The following is a 15,298-nucleotide window of genomic DNA, read 5'->3' on the forward strand; positions in this document are numbered from 1 at the left end:
ACCCGCCCGCCCGCCCTTAACCCCCCCCCCCGGCGTTTGAGGCGACGGGCGCGAAGCGCCCGTACGGGGCCGCGGACGGCGGGCCGTGCCGTCTCCCGGAACCGCCGGAGGCTACCGTCCGCGGAGGTTCTCCATCTCGCGGCGGTCCCGCTTCGTCGGGCGGCCCGCGCCCCGGTCGCGGATGCCGGTCACCGCCGCCTCCACCGGGGTCGGCGGCGGCGGGCTGTTGTCCACGTAGCACTCGGCGGCGACCGGCGGTCCGACCCTCTTCGTCACCGGCCGCCGGACCACGACGATCCGCTCGCGGCCCGCGTGGAAGAGCCGTACCTCGTCGCCCGCCCGCACCTGCTGCGCGGGCTTCGCCCGTTCGCCGTTGACCTTCACGTGGCCCGCCCGGCAGGCCGTCGCCGCCACGGACCGGGTCTTGGTGAGCCGGACCGACCAGATCCAGGCGTCCACCCGCGCGGTCCCCGTCTCCAGCGGGGCCGTCCCCGACACCGTGGTCCTCGTACCGTCAGTCATGCCCCGACTCTAGCGATCCGGCGGCCCCGAAGCGGAACGGTTTTTGGCAGATACCACAAGGGGCATGGCATATGCGATAGAGATCAAGCCAAACGAATTGCACATGCGGGCGCACGCCCCCTACCTTGTCGCACATGCAGTCCTACACCATCGGACAGGCGGCGCGTCTGCTGGGCGTCAGCCCGGACACCGCGCGCCGCTGGGCCGACGCCGGCCGGGTCGCGACCCATCGCGACGAGGGCGGCCGCCGCCTGATCGACGGCCGCGACCTGGCGGCCTTCTCCGTCGAGGTGGGGCAGGGCGCCCACACCGAGGACGGCGAGTCCTACACCTCGGTGCGCAACGCCTTCCCCGGCATCGTCACGGCCGTCAGGCTCGGCGACGTCGCCGCCCAGGTCGAGATCCAGGCCGGTCCCCACCGGCTGGTCTCCCTCCTCACCCGCGAGGCCGTCGAGGAGCTCGGGCTGGAGGTCGGCATGCGGGCCACCGCCCGCGTGAAGTCGACCAGCGTGCACGTCGACCGCGCCTGACCCGGCCCGGCGCCGGACCGAGACCCGGCCCCGGACCGAGACCCGACGCCAGTCCCAACCGCTCGTTCCCATCCGCTCGTTCCCACCCGCTCCGCCCGTCACCGGCGCGGGTCACCACCGCGCGGCTCCGGCACCCGGCCGGCCGCCGACCCGACCGAGGAGCACCCGCTCATGTCCGCCACCCCGAACACCCGCCGCATCGCCGCCGCCGCGCTCACCGCCGCCCTGCTCGTCCCCCTCTCCGCCTGCGGCAGCGGCAACGACGAGAAGAAGGCGGAAGACGCCGCCTCCCCCTCCGCCTCGGCGCCCGCCTCCGCCGAGGCCAAGGCCGCGAACCTCACCGTGCTCGCCGCGTCCTCCCTCACCGACGTGTTCAACACGGCGAAGGCCGCCTACGAGAAGTCCCACCCCGGCACCAAGGTGACGATCTCCTTCGCCGGCTCCCAGGAACTCGCCGCCCAGGTCAAGCAGGGCGCCCCGGCCGACGCGCTGGTCACCGCCGACACCAAGACCATGGACGGCCTGAAGGCCGAGACCAACGACCCCACGGTCATCGCGAAGAACCGCCTGGTCATCGCCACCGGCAAGGGCAACCCCTTCAAGGTCGACGAGCTCAAGGACCTCGCCGACTCCAAGATCAAGGTCGTCCTCGCGGCTCCCGAGGTCCCGGTCGGCCGCTACAGCAAGCAGATCCTCGACGCCCAGAAGATCGAGGTGAAGCCGGTCTCCCAGGAGCCCAACGTCCGCGCCGTCCTGAGCAAGGTCGAGCTGGGCGAGGCCGACGCCGGCCTGGTCTACAAGACCGACACCATCAAGTCCGGTGACAAGGTCGTCGCCGTGGACATCCCGGACGAGCAGAACGCCGTCGCCTCCTACCCGGCCGCCACCCTCAAGCAGTCCAAGAACGCCGAGGCCGCCGCCGCGTTCGTGGCCTGGCTGAGCAGCCCCGAGGCGCAGAAGATCCTCCAGGACGCCGGTTTCCAGAAGGCCTAGCCCACACGGCCGCGAAGGGGGCTGTCCGGTCCGGGGGGACGGGCAGCCCCCTTTCGGCGTGTCCGGCGCCCGCGCCGCGCCCGTACGCTCCGTAGGATCCCTCCCCGGCCCCGACCAGGAACCCCCATCACCCCATGAGCAGACTCCGCACCCGCACCCGGCCCCCCGTGACGCTGGCGCTCCCCGCGCTGCTCGCCGTCGCGTTCCTGCTGCTGCCGCTCGTCGGCATCCTCACCCGTACGCAGTGGGGGGAACTCGGCGCCCACCTCACCAGCCCCGGTGTGGTCACGGCGCTGAAGCTGTCGCTGCTGGTGTCCCTGTGGGCGCTCGGCCTCTCGCTGCTCCTCGGCGTGCCGCTGGCCTGGCTGCTGGCCCGGGTCGAGTTCAGGGGCAAGGCCTTCGTCCGCTCGCTGGTGCTGCTGCCGATGGTGCTGCCGCCGACCGTCGGCGGTGTCGCGCTGCTGCTCGGCTTCGGGCGGCGCGGACTCCTCGGCCCCTGGCTGGAGGACACCTTCGGCGTCACCCTGCCCTTCCACACCTCCGGGGCGGTCGTCGCGGCGACCTTCGTCGCCATGCCCTTCCTGGTGATCAGCCTGGAAGGGGCGCTCGGCGGGCTGAAGCAGAGCTACGAGGAGACCGCCGCGTCCCTCGGCGCCTCGCCGGTCCGGGTGTTCTTCACGGTCACCATGCCCATGGTCGCCCCCGGCCTGATCGCCGGCGCGGCCCTCACCTGGGCCCGCGCGCTCGGCGAGTTCGGCGCGACCATCACCTTCGCCGGCAACCTGCCGGGCACCACCCAGACCCTGCCCCTGCAGGTCTACCTGCTGCTCCAGGACCAGCCGGAGGCGGCCACCTCCGTCTCGCTGCTGCTCCTGGCCATCGCCATGGGCGTGCTCATCGCCCTGCGCGGCCGCTGGACCGGCACGCCCGTGGCCGCGAAGACCCGTGCGGCGGCCGGGCCCGAAGCCCCCGCTGCCGCCGCCCCCGAAGAGACCCCGGCCCCCACCCCCGCCCCCGCCCGGCCGGACGAGGGCCGCTGGCCCCTGCACGCCGAGGTCACCGGCTTCAACGAGCTCACCCTCGACGCCGCCCCCGGCACCACCATCGCCGTCGTCGGCGAGAACGGCGCCGGCAAGACCACCCTGCTGCGCGCCCTGCTCGGCCTGACTCCGCGCGCCCGCGCCGAGCTGCGGCTCGGCGACACCGACGTCACCGCCCTGCCCCCGCACCGGCGGCAGGTGGCCTGGGTCCCCCAGGACGGGGCGCTGTTCCCGCACCTGAGCGCCCTGGCCAACACCGCGTACGGGCTGCGCGCCCGCCGGGTCGGGCGCGCCGAGGCCCGCCGCGAGGCACAGCTGTGGCTGGACCGGCTCGGGGTGGGCCACCTCGCCCAGCGGCGGCCCGCGCAGCTGTCGGGCGGGCAGGCGCAGCGGGTGGCCCTGGCCCGGGCGCTGGCCGCCCGGCCCCGGCTGCTGCTGCTCGACGAGCCCCTCGCCGCCCTGGACCAGACGACCCGGGCGCACGTGCGGCACACCCTGCGCAGGCACCTGGCCGGCTTCGGCGGGGTCTGCCTGATCGTCACGCACGACCCCGTCGAGGCGGTGTCGCTGGCCGACCGGGTCCTCGTCCTGGCCGACGGGCGCACCCTCCAGGACGCGCCGCCCGCCGAGGTCACCCGGCATCCGCGCTCGCCGTGGGTGGCCCGGATGCTGGGCCGCAACGCCTGGCCCGGCACCGCCTCCGCCGACGGGCTCGCGCTCGCCGGAGGCGGCCGGCTGGTGGTGGCGGAGACCCTGCCGGAGGGGACGCAGGCCCTGGCGATCATCGCCCCGGAGGCGGTGTCGCTGCACCGGGACCGCCCGGCCGGCAGCCCCCGCAACGTCTGGGAGGGGACCGTACGGGAGGTCACCGCGGCCGGCAGCCGGCTGCGCGTCCTCGTCGCCTCGGCCGGGGCGCCCGACCTGGTCGCGGAGATCACCCCGGAGGCGGCCGCCGAGCTCGGCGTGGCCGACGGCGCGATGGTGTGGACGAGCGTGAAGGCCACCGAGGTCACGCTGGTGCCGCTCTAGATCCGGCCGGGGTGGCCGGAAGGACGGCCGGGGCGGCGAACCGCTTGGACGCCGGACGCGGCGCTGGCATATGTTCAGCGCTGGCCGTACCGGCGTTCGACCGGCCGGTACACCGTTCGCCACCGCACTTTCGCACGTCCCGTGGGGGGTCCTTTCACCATGTCCTTCAGCGCGCCCGGATCGCCGCCGCCACCGCAGGGCCCCGGCCCGCAGCCGCCGTACGGGGCGACCCCGTACCCGGCCGGCCCGCCGCTTCCCGGAACCCCCTACCCCGGCCAGGCGTTCCCGTTCCCCCCGCCGCCTCCCGTGCAGCAGCTGCGCTCCCCGCAGGGGCTCGCGACCGCTCTGACGGTGCTGCTCCTGGGGACGGCCGTGGTCAACGTGTGCTCGGCCGCCGCCAACCTGAACACCTGGTCGCTGATGGGGGACGTCGCCGCGGACCCCTCCTCGGTCCCGGACGACACGCTCGACCAGGCCGACATGCTGGTCGGCCTCGCCGCGAGCCTGCAGTGGCTGTCCCTGGTCGTCACGGCCGTGGTCTTCGTCGTCTGGTTCTACCGGGTGCGCGTCAACGGCCAGGTGTTCCGCCCCGACGCCTTCACCCTGGCGAGCGGCTGGGCCATCGGCTCCTGGTTCGTCCCCCTCGCCAACTTCTTCCTGCCGTACCGGGTGGCGAAGCAGACCTGGGAGGCCAGCGTGCAGCTCGCGCCGGACGGCTCGTACCGCCGCGTCTCGACGGTGCCGGTGACGTCCTGGTGGCTGGTGTGGGCACTGGCGCTGGTCCTCGACCGGGTCTCCGGCGTGGTGTACGTCCGCGCCGAGACCCCGGAGAGCCTCGGCGCCGCCTCGCTCCTCGGCCTCGTCACCGACCTGACGACGGTCGCCGCGGCCGTCCTCGCGGTGCTGTTCGTCCGCAAGCTGACGGCCCTGCAGCACCTGAAGGCGACTCAGGGCCCGTACGCGGCCGTCTGACACCCGCTAGCGGGCGTCGGCGGGTACCGGTACCGCGAACTCGCACCACACGCACTTCCCGGCGCCCCGGGGCTCCACGCCCCAGGCGTCCGCGAGCCGCTCGACCAGCAGCAGGCCCCGCCCCGACACCGCCCAGTCGTCGGCCTCCCGGCGGCGGGGCAGGGCGCTGCTGCGGTCCTCGACCTCGATCCGGATCCGGCCCGCGGCGGTCAGCCGCAGGGCGACCTGCCCGCCGCCGTCGGTGTGGACGAGGGCGTTGGTCATCAGCTCGTCCGCCGCCAGCTCGATCTCGTCGGCCCGGTCCCGGGCGCCCCACGCGGCCACCGCCGCCCGGATCAGGTGCCGGGCCATCGCCGGGCCGTCCGCGTCGCCCGGTTCCAGGCGCTGGCGCAGCGGCCCGCCGCCGCGCGGGGCGGGGGTGCCGCGCCGGCGCAGCAGGAGCAGGGCCATGTCGTCCCCGCCGCCCGCGTCCCCGACCAGGTCGCACAGCACGTCGGCGAGTTCCTCGACGTCGGCCGGGCCGTGCTCGGCGGCCTCCATGAACTCCCGCATCCCGGTCTCGGAGTCGCCGCCGGGCCGTTCGACGAGGCCGTCGGTGCACAGCAGCAGCGTGTCCCCGGGGTGCAGTTCGAGGGTGGTGACGGGGTAGCCGGAGCCGCTGCCGCGCTGCTCGCGCGGGGGCAGGCCGAGGGGGAGCCCGCCCACCACCTGGATCCGGTGGCAGCTGCCGTCCCCGCGCCGCACGACCGGGTCGAGGTGCCCGGCCCGCACGACGTGCAGCATCCCGGTGTTCAGGTCCAGTTCGGCGTAGGTGCAGGTGGCGAAGCGCTCCGTCGCCAGGTCGCGGAGGAAGGCGGAGGCCCGGGCCAGCGCCGTTCCGGGGGTGTGGCCCTCCAGGACGTAGGCGCGGAGCACGATCCTCAGCTGTCCCATGACGGCCGCCGCGTCCGTGTCGTGGCCCTCGACGTCGCCGATCGTCACCCCGACCCGGCCTTCGCCGAGGGGGACGACGTCGTACCAGTCGCCGCCGATGTCCCGGCCGACCCGGGCGGCCCGGTACCGAACGGCGATCAGCGCGCCCGGCACCTCCGGGATGACCCGGGGCAGCATGGCCCGCTGGAGTCCCTCGGCGAGGTCGTGCTCCTGCTCGAAGAGCATGGCCCGCTGGAGCCCCTGCGCGATCCCGCTGCCGAGCGCCACCAGCAGGTTGCGCTCCTCCGCGTCGAAGTCCCCGTCCCGGGTGTACAGCAGCCCGAGCGCGCCGACGGGCCGGCCCTGTGCGATCAGCGGCAGGTAGACCCCGCTGCGCACGGCCAGGGGTTCGATGTACGGCCACAGCAGCGGGTAGCGCCGCTGGAACTCCTCCCGGGAGGCGATGAACACCGGCTGCAGGGTCCGTACGGCCTCGCTCATCGGGAACTCCGCGTCGATGCGGGTGTACTCGATCTCGGGGACGTACGAGCCCAGCTGGCCCTCCGCGACCAGGTGGATCCGGCCGCCGTCGACGATGCCGAGCATGACGCTGACGGCGCCGAGGTGGCCGAGGGCCTCGGGGTCCTTGAGGACGTCGGTGACGTCGTTCACGGTGCGGGCGTGCGCGAGGATCGCGGTGGTCCGCTCGACGACCCCGGTCATCCGGCGCCGTCCCTCGTCCCGCTCCCCCGCAGCGCCGGGCTCCCCGGGGTCCTGGTCGGCGTCGCGGAGGATGCCGATGACCCGGTACGCGCGGCCGTGCCGGTCCCGCAGGATGTGCCCCTGGAGGTGGGTCCAGCCCGCCGTTCCGTCCTCGCGCAGGGTGCGGAAGTACGCCCCGTAGTGGCTGCGGCCGTCCTGCAGCGCCCGTGCCACCCGGCCGTCCAGCCGTGCCGCGTCGCCGGGGACGACGCGGCCGCGCAGTCCGGCGGGGGTCCCGTCGAACTGCTCGGGGCGCAGGTGCAGGACCTCGAGTGCGGTGTCGTCCAGGTGCAGGCGCCCGCTGTCGAGGTCCCAGTCGAAGGTGCCCATCCGGTTGAGCGCGAGGCTCAGGTCGGGCCGCGCGGGCCAGTCGACCTCCGGGGTCCGTCCCCGCTGGTCCATGCAGCCAGGGTCTCACTGTTCCCCGGTGCTCGGCATGCGCGCGGGCCGGTGCCGTGGTGTGCCCGGGTCCGCGGGGCTCAGGGCGACGGCGGGGCGGTCGGCGGGGGCGGCGCGGCGGTCGGGGGCGGGGCCGGGGTGGTCGGCGGGGTCCCGGGCCGGTCGCCGGTCAGGGCCGGCGGGCGGGAGTTCCGCGTGGCGGTGGGCGTCGGCGTGCCCTGGTCCGCCGGCTTGCCGGTGGGCGTCGGGGTCCCCGCGCCGGTCGGCGTCTCGGCCGGGGTGGGAGTCGGGGTCCTGGCCGGGGGCCGGGTGGTCGGGGACGGCGGGGTGGTCGGGGGTGCGGGCGCGGTCCCGGCCGGGTGCTGGGACGGCTCCGACGGGGTGACGACGAGCGGCGGGGGGAGGACCTGCGGCGGCGAGACCGTCGGCGTCGCGGCCGCCGGGGGCGAGACCACCGGCGGGGAGACGACGGGCGGCGAGACGACGGGCGGGCCGACCGGCGGCTCGACGGGCCTGTCGGGCCGGGTGGCGGTGCCGCGGTCGCGTTCCAGCCAGCGGTGGTCGTGGTGGTCGTAGATCACGAACTTGTTCACGACCGTCACCGACGGGGCGACGACCACCACCCCGGCCGGCCGGTACGAGGACCAGGGCCGGCCGTAGCGCTTCGGATCGGCCCGCAGCGCCACCGGCGGGCCCAGCGGGTTCCCGCAGGCGCAGCGCACCCTCGGCACCCCGCGGTCGTCCACCAGCACGGCCGTCCCGGCCTGGAGCACGGCCTGGTAGGGGGTGGCGCGGCCGTCGCGGTAGCCGTGGTTGGTGACCCGGGTGTCGATCCGCAGCTGCACGGGGGTGAGGGCCCGCAGGTAGCCGGCGACGGCGGCCGGCCGCAGGCCGAGGGCCGAGGCGAAGGCGGCGTTCTTGGCGGGCTGCGAGGTCAGGGCGGTGACCTGCTGCTCCACGTCGCAGCTGGCGAGGTCCTTGGTGCCGCCGTAGAGGCCGGGCGAGGAGCCGCTGACGCTGCGGGTGCCCGCGGGCGCGGTGGGCGTGGCCGTGCCCTGCGGCGGGGTCTCGGGCGGCGGGGTGGCCCGCTTGGCCGCGCTGGACTCGGTGAAGGGGTCCCGTCCGGGCTCGGTGGCCGGCTGGAGGAACACCTCGGCCGCGGCCCGCTGCGGGGTGCCGCCCCCGCCACCGCCGGGCCTGGTCAGCACGACGACCAGGGTGACCACGGCGACGAGCGCCACGGCCGCCGCCGCGACCCCGGGCACCGACCGCCACCAGGGCCCCCGCGGCGGCTCCCCGGCGCCGGGCCCGCCGGGAGGGGGCGGCGGCGGGGGTGCCCCGCCGCCGCCCGAGAGCGGGCCGGACGGCGGACCGGTGGGCCGCCCGGACGACGGCGGTGTCGGCTGTGACGGTTGCGACGGCTGCGACCGCTGTGAGGGCCGCGGCGGCTGCGGCGGCCGCTCGCCGGAGGGTTGCGTGGTCACGGGCTCCTCTTCCCAGGCGGACGCATCCGGGGAAATGGCGTGAATCCCTGGAACACCGGCGATTTCCGGCACTCTTGCCGACCATTGTGTGCGCCGTCCAGGTGGTGACCGCAAGCCGGGGATGCCACCGTGGCAAGGTGAGCCGGACCTCCGCCGGGGCATGGCGGGACGCCCTCGTCGCCGTCGTGGCGGGCTTCGCGGTGATGACCGCGGTGGCCGCCGCCGGCCTGGCCTGCGCCGGCGCGGGCGACCTGCCGGGCGGGGCGTTCCCCCGCGTGCTCGCCGCCGTCGTCGTGATGGCGGCCGGGGGCTCGGTCGAGGTCTCCGGTGACGCCGGGTTCCTGGCCGGTGCCGACGCGAGCCTGTCCGTGCTGCCGCTCTCGGTGAGCCTGGCCGGCGCGCTCACCACCGGGTGGCTGTTCCTGCGCCCGCTGCGCCACCGGGCGGTGGCCGGGACCCGCGAACTGCTCGCCCGGGCCGGGCGGTCGGCGGTGCTGTGGCTGGCCCTGCTCGCCCTGTTCGCGCTCCTGGCCCGCCAGACCTTCGGCCTGACCACGGACGGCTCCCCGCTCGGGGAGATCGGCGAACTGCTCGACGCCGCCCCGACGGTGGGCTTCCGGGCCGCGCTCGGGCCCACCCTGCTGTACGGGCTGCTCTGGTTCCTGGGCCTGTTGCTGATCGCCCTGCTGGTCTCCCGCCGCACTCCGCTCCCGCCCGGGCTGCTCCGCTTCCACACCGCGGTGCGGCCGGCCGCCCACGCGACGGCGGTGCTGCTCCTGGCGTACGTGGTCCTCGGCCTCGGCGTCGGCCTGGTGACGGCGGCCGTCCAGGGGCACGCGGCCCGCACGCTGGCGGTGCTGCTGCTCGGGCTGCCGAACCTGGCCTGGCTCGGCCTGACCGTCGGCTTCGGCGGCGCCTGGCACGGTGTGGCCGAGGGGCCGTTCGGCCTGCCGGTGCCGCAGCTGCTGGACCAGGTCCTGCGCGGCCCGGGCGGGTCCACCGTCGACGTGGCCTCGCTCGCGCAGCGCGACTCCCGGGCGTGGTGGCTGGTCGTGCTGGCCGCCGTCGCGCTGCTCGGCACGGGTGTGCTGGCCGCCGTACGCTCCCCCGCGCGGGTCCGGCCCTGGCAGCACGCGGTGCACCTGGCGGTGGCGCTGGGCCTGGCCACGCTGACGGTGTGCCTGCTGGCCGGGGTGCAGGCCCGGTTCGGGCTGTCGCTGCTGGGCCTCGGGGACGTCTCCGGGCTGGGCGGCCGGGTCGAGCTCACCCCGTACCTCTGGCGCACGACCGGCCTCGCGGTGCTGTGGGGTGCGGTGGCCGGCTTCCTCGGCGCGCTCCTGGCCCGGCCCCTGCGCCACCCGGGCCCGGCCTGATCCGGAAGGGGCGGCCTAACGGCCCCGGATCACCGGGAGCGCCCACCGGGGCGGCGGGGGCGGCGGGCCCTGCTGCGCCCGTTCCCGGGGTCCGCGGGGCGCCCCGGCGGCGGCCCGGCGCAGCGCGGCGGTGAACTCCAGGCAGCTGCCCCACCGTTCCCCGGGCTGCTTCGCGAGGGCCTTGGCCAGCGCCTCGTCCACGGCCGCCGGGAGTTCCGGGCGGCGTTCGCTCGCGGCGGGCGGGGGGTCGTGCTGGTGGGCCCAGAGCAGGGCCATGTCGTCCTCGCGCCGGAACGGCGGGCAGCCGGTGAGCATCTCGTGGACCACGCAGCCGAGGCTGTAGACGTCGCAGCGCCCGTCGACCGGCTTCCCGGCGATCTGCTCGGGCGCGACGTAGTCCAGGGTCCCGACGAACTGTCCGACGCCGGTGAACCCGGTGAGCGAGAGGGACTTCTTCGTCAGGCCGAAGTCCGTGAGGTAGACGTGCTCGGGGTGCTCGCTGTCGGTGCCCTCGGTGACGAGGATGTTGCCGGGCTTCACGTCCCGGTGGACCAGGTCGTGGGCGTGGGCGGCGTCCAGCGCGGAGGCGACCTGGCCGGCGATCCGGGCGGTCGTCTCCACGGGTAGCGGGCCGGTGCGGTCGAGCAGGGCCCGCAGGTCCTGGCCGGCGACGTAGCGCATGGCGATGTAGAGGATGCCGTCCGTCTCGCCGGCCTCGAAGACGGGGACGATGTGCGGGTGGTCGATGGCGGCGGCGACCTTGGACTCGTGGGTGAAGCGCTGCCGGAAGGTGTCGTTGCGGGCGAGCTGGGGGGCCAGCAGTTTCAGTGCGACGGTGCGGTCCAGGCGCAGGTCGCGGGCGCGGTAGACGACGGCCATCCCGCCGCGCCCGATCTCGTCCTCGACGAGGTAGCCGGCGAACCGCGTGCCGGTCAGTTCCGGGGGGCGCCCGGCGGGTGGTCCGGGGTCCGTCATGGGCTCCCTCCCCCGTCGGGGCGGTCGGCGACGCGCGTGGGCTCGTGCGGTGTCTCCCGTACTTCGGCCCGCGCGCCGGTGTCCGTCTCGCCGGTGTCCGCCCTGCCGGGCTCCGGCTGCCCGGACTCCGCCTGCCCGGGATCCGGCTCCGGCGCGGGCGGGGCTCCCGGTTCCGAGACGACCGCGTAGGTGGTCGGGCGGCCCCCGTCGGCGTACAGCCAGCGTCCCGCCGCCTCCTCGTACAGCCACACGGACTCGCCGTCGATGACGATTCCGGCGCGCAGGCCCCGTACGGCCTGCCGGAAGCCGTCGCCGGCGGCTCCGGGGACGGTCTCGCGCAGGGCCCTCCGGTACCGGTCGAGGGTGTCGGCCGTCCGGGTGAGGAGCGGTTCGGGGTCGTCGGTCCGTTCGAGGGGCCGGCCGGCGGTCGGCGGGGGCTGGGGCACCGCGACGAGGAGCCGTCCGTCGACCCAGGCGGACCAGCCGTTGGCGCACAGGATCTCCCCCCATTCGCCGCGCCGGGACAGCAGCCGGACGGGGAGGAAGGGGTCGAGGGCGGCGGTGGGCCGCGACACGTCGGGGGCCTCCCAGGCGGGCAGTCCGTCCTGCGGGACCACGTGGGTGGGGCGGAAGGCCGCGGGCTCCGGGGAGTCGGTCATCGCCGGGGCCTACTTCCGCATCACGGCCGGCTCGTGGCGGCGCAGGAGCCGGGCGACGAGCACCGCGAAGAGCACGGAGAGGGCGGCGAGCATGCCGACGTCGAGCAGCCAGACCCCGGCGGAGTGGGCGAAGAGGGGGTCGTCGGTGAGGGTGCCGGGGACGGTCCGGCCGAGGTCGATGGTGCCGGCCATGGCGCCGAGCGCCCAGCGGGAGGGCACGAGCCAGGCCAGCTGCCCGATGACGGGTACGCCGTCGAGCTGGAGCAGGGCCCCGCAGAAGACCACCTGCACGATGGCGAGGAGGACCAGCAGGGGCATGGTGACCTCCTCCTTCCTGACCAGGGCGGAGACCAGCAGGCCGAGCATCATGGCGGTGAAGGACAGCAGGGCGACGGCCAGGGTGATCTCGGCGAGGCGGGGCAGGAAGACCCCGGTGGAGCCCGGCGGTCCGAGCCGTACCCCGAACAGGCCGACGAGGGTGAGGACGACGGCCTGGGCGACGGTGATCGCGCCGAGGACCGCGACCTTGGACAGCAGGTAGGCGCCCCTGGACAGGCCGACGGCGCGTTCGCGCTGGTAGATGACCCGTTCCTTGACGAGTTCGCGGACCGCGTTGGCGGCTCCGGTCAGTACGCCGCCGACGCACAGGATGAGCAGGGCGTTGATCGCGGTCTCCTGGGTGAGGGCGCTGCCGGCGAGGGCCCGGGTCATGGCGCCCATCACGAACGGCAGCGCGACCATGATGACGAGGAAGGTGCGGTCGGCGCCGAGGGCGGTGGCGTAGCGGCGGATCAGGGTGGAGAGCTGGGAGCGCCGGCTCTGCGCCTGGGGCGGAGGCCCGGCGAAGCCGGCCGGTCCGGGGGGTGCGGCGTCGGGGGTGCGGGGGCGGCGGCCGGGGCCCGCCACGTACCTGCGGTGCTGGGGCGAGGCCTGGTACTGGCCGGCCCAGTCGCGGTCGCGCTGGTTCTCGAAGGCCTCGAAGGCCTCGGGCCACTGGTCGAAGCCGAAGAAGCCGAGGGTCTCCCCGGGCGGCCCGTACCAGGCGACGCGGCCGCCGGGGGCGAGGACGAGGAGCCGGTCGCAGACGTCGAGGCTGAGGACGCTGTGGGTGACGACGATGACGGTGCGGCCGTCGTCGGCGAGGCCGCGCAGCATGTGCATGACGGAGCGGTCCATGCCGGGGTCGAGGCCGGAGGTGGGTTCGTCGAGGAACAGCAGGGAGGGCTTGGTCAGCAGTTCCAGGGCGACGGAGACGCGTTTGCGCTGGCCGCCGGAGAGGCTGTGGATGGGCTGGTCTGCGCGCTGTTCCAGGCCGAGTTCGCCGATGACCTCGTCGACCCGGGCGAGGCGTTCGGCCTTGCCGGTGTCCTGCGGGAAGCGCAGTTCGGCGGCGTAGGCGAGGGCGCGGCGGACGGTGAGCTGGGCGTGCAGGATGTCGTCCTGGGGGACGAGTCCGATGCGGGAGCGCAGTTCGGCGTAGTCGCGGTAGAGGTCGCGGCCGTCGTAGAGGACGGTGCCGTGGTCGGCGGGGCGCAGTCCGGTGAGGGCTCCGAGGAGGGTGGACTTCCCGGCTCCGCTGGGGCCGACGACGGCGAGCAGGCAGCGGGTGGCGACGGGGAAGGAGACGTGGTCGAGGAGGGTCTTGCGGCCGTGGTCTACGGCGACGGCGAGGTCCTGGACGTCGAGGGAGACCTCGCCGGTGTCGGTGTACTCCTGGAGCTGGTCGCCGACGAGGCAGAAGGCGCTGTGGCCGATTCCGACGATGTCGCCGTCGGTGACGGGGGCGAGGTCGACGGGGGTGCCGTTGAGGTAGGTGCCGTTGTGGCTGCCGAGGTCGGCGATCTCGTACCTGCCGTCGGCGAGGGCGCGCAGTTCGGCGTGGTTCCGGGAGACGACGAGGTCGTCGATGACGAGGTCGTTGCCGGGGTCGCGGCCGATGCGGACGCTGGTCCGGGCGGGCAGCGGCCGGATGCTGGTGGGGCTGCGGAAGGTTCCGGTCATGGCCGGGTCGGCGACCCGGGAGGGGCGGGAGGCGGCGGCGCGGGGCGGCGTACGGCTGCTGAGGAGGGCGCGCGGGCCGTCCTGGGCGCTGCCGAAGCGGAGTTCGCTGCCGGGTCCGACGGCCCATTCGTGGACGCGGTGGCCGTCGGCCCAGGTGCCGTTGGTGCTGTCCTCGTCCTCCAGGGTCCAGTGGTCGCCCTCGGGGCGCAGGACGGCGTGGTGCCAGGAGACGCGGTCGTCGTCGAGGCAGATCTCGCAGAGGGGGTCGCGGCCGACGCGGTAGCTCCGGCCCGGGCTCATCTCGGTGGAGCCCATGGCGGTTTCCAGGACGAGTTCGGGCGCGGTCGCCGCACCGGGCCGCTGGACCATGGACAGATTTTCCCATGAACCGCGGGAACCGGCAGGAAAGACATCGCCGCAGGTCAGAGGGTTCTTATGGGGAATGACAACGGTCCCCGTTGCAGCCTTTGCCGATCTCGGCGCGGTGCGCTTCACTTCACGCGTCGGAACCGAACAAACGGGGGAAGCCATGAGCCGGCACGACCACGACCACGCGCACGAGCACACCGGGGCGGACCACGCCGGGCACGGGCACGACGGGCACGGCCACGGTCCCGGCGGGCACAGCCACGGCGTGGACCCGGACGCCGACCGCCGCTGGCTGGCGATCGCGCTCGCCCTGATCGGCGGTTTCATGGCCGTCGAGGTGGTCATCGGCGTGATGGCCCATTCGCTGGCCCTGATCTCCGACGCCGCGCACATGCTGACGGACGCCGTCTCGATCGTCCTGGCGCTGATCGCGATGCGCCTGGCGGCGCGTCCGGCGCGGGGCGGTTTCACGTACGGCCTCAAGCGGGCGGAGATACTCTCCGCGCAGGCCAACGGGCTGACGCTGCTGCTGCTGGCGGTGTGGCTGGCGTACGAGGCGGTGCGCAGGCTGCTGGACCCGCCGCCGGTGGAGGGCGGGCTGGTGCTGGTGACGGCGCTGGCCGGGATCGTGGTGAACGTCGCGGCGGCCTGGTGCATCTCGCGGGCGAACCGGTCCTCGCTGGCCGTGGAGGGCGCCTACCAGCACATCCTGAACGACCTGTTCGCGTTCATCGGGACGGCGGTGTCCGGTCTGATCGTGCTGACGACCGGTTTCGTGCAGGCCGACGCGATCGCCACGCTCGTGGTGGTGGTGCTGATGGTGAAGGCGGGCTACGGGCTGGTCCGGGAGTCCGGGCGGATCTTCCTGGAGGCCGCGCCGGCGCACGTGGACCCGGACGCGGTCGGCGACCGGCTCGTGGCCCACGTGCCGGTGACCGAGGTGCACGACCTGCACATCTGGACGATCACCTCCGGGCAGGCGGCCCTGTCCGCGCACGTGCTGGTGGAGCCGGCGGGCGACTGCCACGCGGTGCGCCGGGAGCTGGAGCTGCTGCTGGCGAAGGAGTACGGGATCACGCACACCACCCTCCAGGTGGACCACGTCCAGGACGCCCTGCTGTCGGTGGGCCGGCCGGGCGAGGACCGGGAGGGCGCGGACCCGCACTGCGCGGACGCCCACGGTCCGGTGCACCGCGAGGGACCGCACGCGCACTGAGGCACGCACGGCCCGGACGGCCAGGACGGCCCCGACGGACGCCCCGATCACTGAGCGGGGCT

General features: G+C 75.3%; 12 protein-coding genes. 6 read left to right on the plus strand and 6 right to left on the minus strand.

Annotated elements, in window-relative coordinates:
- Positions 1–111: 111 nt before the first annotated feature.
- Positions 112–522 (minus strand): RNA-binding S4 domain-containing protein, encoded by a 411-nt coding sequence (locus ACQKM2_RS00820; RefSeq protein ID WP_427704910.1) that lies wholly within the window; start codon positions 520–522, stop codon positions 112–114.
- Between the two features lie 134 nt (positions 523–656).
- On the opposite strand from ACQKM2_RS00820, the gene ACQKM2_RS00825 reads away from it, so the two are divergent.
- From ACQKM2_RS00825 to ACQKM2_RS00840, 4 genes are all read left to right on the plus strand, one after another.
- Complete coding sequence (locus ACQKM2_RS00825; protein WP_362472145.1) at positions 657–1,052, plus strand: TOBE domain-containing protein; 396 nt, start codon at positions 657–659, stop codon at positions 1,050–1,052.
- A 171-nt stretch (positions 1,053–1,223) separates the two neighbouring features.
- Entirely contained in the window at positions 1,224–2,045 is an 822-nt protein-coding gene (gene modA, locus ACQKM2_RS00830; protein ID WP_427704914.1) for a molybdate ABC transporter substrate-binding protein, read from the plus strand.
- A 134-nt stretch (positions 2,046–2,179) separates the two neighbouring features.
- Positions 2,180–4,114 (plus strand): ABC transporter permease, encoded by a 1,935-nt coding sequence (locus ACQKM2_RS00835; protein ID WP_427704917.1) that lies wholly within the window; start codon positions 2,180–2,182, stop codon positions 4,112–4,114.
- Positions 4,115–4,273: 159 nt separating this feature from the next.
- Complete coding sequence (locus tag ACQKM2_RS00840) at positions 4,274–5,086, plus strand: DUF4328 domain-containing protein (RefSeq protein WP_427704920.1); 813 nt, start codon at positions 4,274–4,276, stop codon at positions 5,084–5,086.
- A gap of 6 nt (positions 5,087–5,092) precedes the next feature.
- Here the strand turns inward: ACQKM2_RS00840 and ACQKM2_RS00845 are convergent, their stop codons facing one another.
- Together ACQKM2_RS00845 and ACQKM2_RS00850 are read right to left on the minus strand one after the other, a co-directional pair.
- Complete coding sequence (locus ACQKM2_RS00845; protein ID WP_427704922.1) at positions 5,093–7,162, minus strand: SpoIIE family protein phosphatase; 2,070 nt, start codon at positions 7,160–7,162, stop codon at positions 5,093–5,095.
- A 77-nt stretch (positions 7,163–7,239) separates the two neighbouring features.
- Positions 7,240–8,424: a DUF6777 domain-containing protein gene (locus tag ACQKM2_RS00850; RefSeq protein ID WP_427704924.1), complete on the minus strand. Its 1,185-nt coding sequence runs from the start codon at positions 8,422–8,424 to the stop codon at positions 7,240–7,242.
- A 356-nt stretch (positions 8,425–8,780) separates the two neighbouring features.
- Between ACQKM2_RS00850 and ACQKM2_RS00855 the strand changes: the two genes are divergently transcribed.
- The gene (locus ACQKM2_RS00855; protein WP_427704927.1) at positions 8,781–10,016 is read left to right on the plus strand and encodes a streptophobe family protein; all 1,236 of its coding nucleotides are present in this window, start codon (positions 8,781–8,783) and stop codon (positions 10,014–10,016) included.
- Positions 10,017–10,031: 15 nt separating this feature from the next.
- Here the strand turns inward: ACQKM2_RS00855 and ACQKM2_RS00860 are convergent, their stop codons facing one another.
- The 3 genes from ACQKM2_RS00860 to ACQKM2_RS00870 are packed head-to-tail and all read right to left on the minus strand — an operon-like array spanning position 10,032 to position 14,020.
- A complete protein-coding gene (locus tag ACQKM2_RS00860) occupies positions 10,032–10,991 on the minus strand; it encodes a serine/threonine-protein kinase (RefSeq protein ID WP_427704929.1) in 960 nt (319 codons plus the stop codon).
- Complete coding sequence (locus ACQKM2_RS00865) at positions 10,988–11,650, minus strand: hypothetical protein (protein ID WP_427704931.1); 663 nt, start codon at positions 11,648–11,650, stop codon at positions 10,988–10,990. The genes ACQKM2_RS00860 and ACQKM2_RS00865 overlap by 4 nt, the downstream gene beginning before the upstream one ends.
- A 9-nt stretch (positions 11,651–11,659) precedes the next feature.
- Positions 11,660–14,020, minus strand: coding sequence for an FHA domain-containing protein (locus ACQKM2_RS00870; protein ID WP_427704934.1), 2,361 nt, complete (start codon positions 14,018–14,020; stop codon positions 11,660–11,662).
- A gap of 160 nt (positions 14,021–14,180) precedes the next feature.
- On the opposite strand from ACQKM2_RS00870, the gene ACQKM2_RS00875 reads away from it, so the two are divergent.
- Positions 14,181–15,236 (plus strand): cation diffusion facilitator family transporter, encoded by a 1,056-nt coding sequence (locus tag ACQKM2_RS00875; protein ID WP_427704937.1) that lies wholly within the window; start codon positions 14,181–14,183, stop codon positions 15,234–15,236.
- The last annotated feature ends 62 nt before the right edge of the window (positions 15,237–15,298 follow it).

It is taken from the genome of Streptomyces sp. NPDC004126 (assembly GCF_050275515.1).
In the GTDB taxonomy this organism is placed as follows: domain Bacteria; phylum Actinomycetota; class Actinomycetes; order Streptomycetales; family Streptomycetaceae; genus Streptomyces.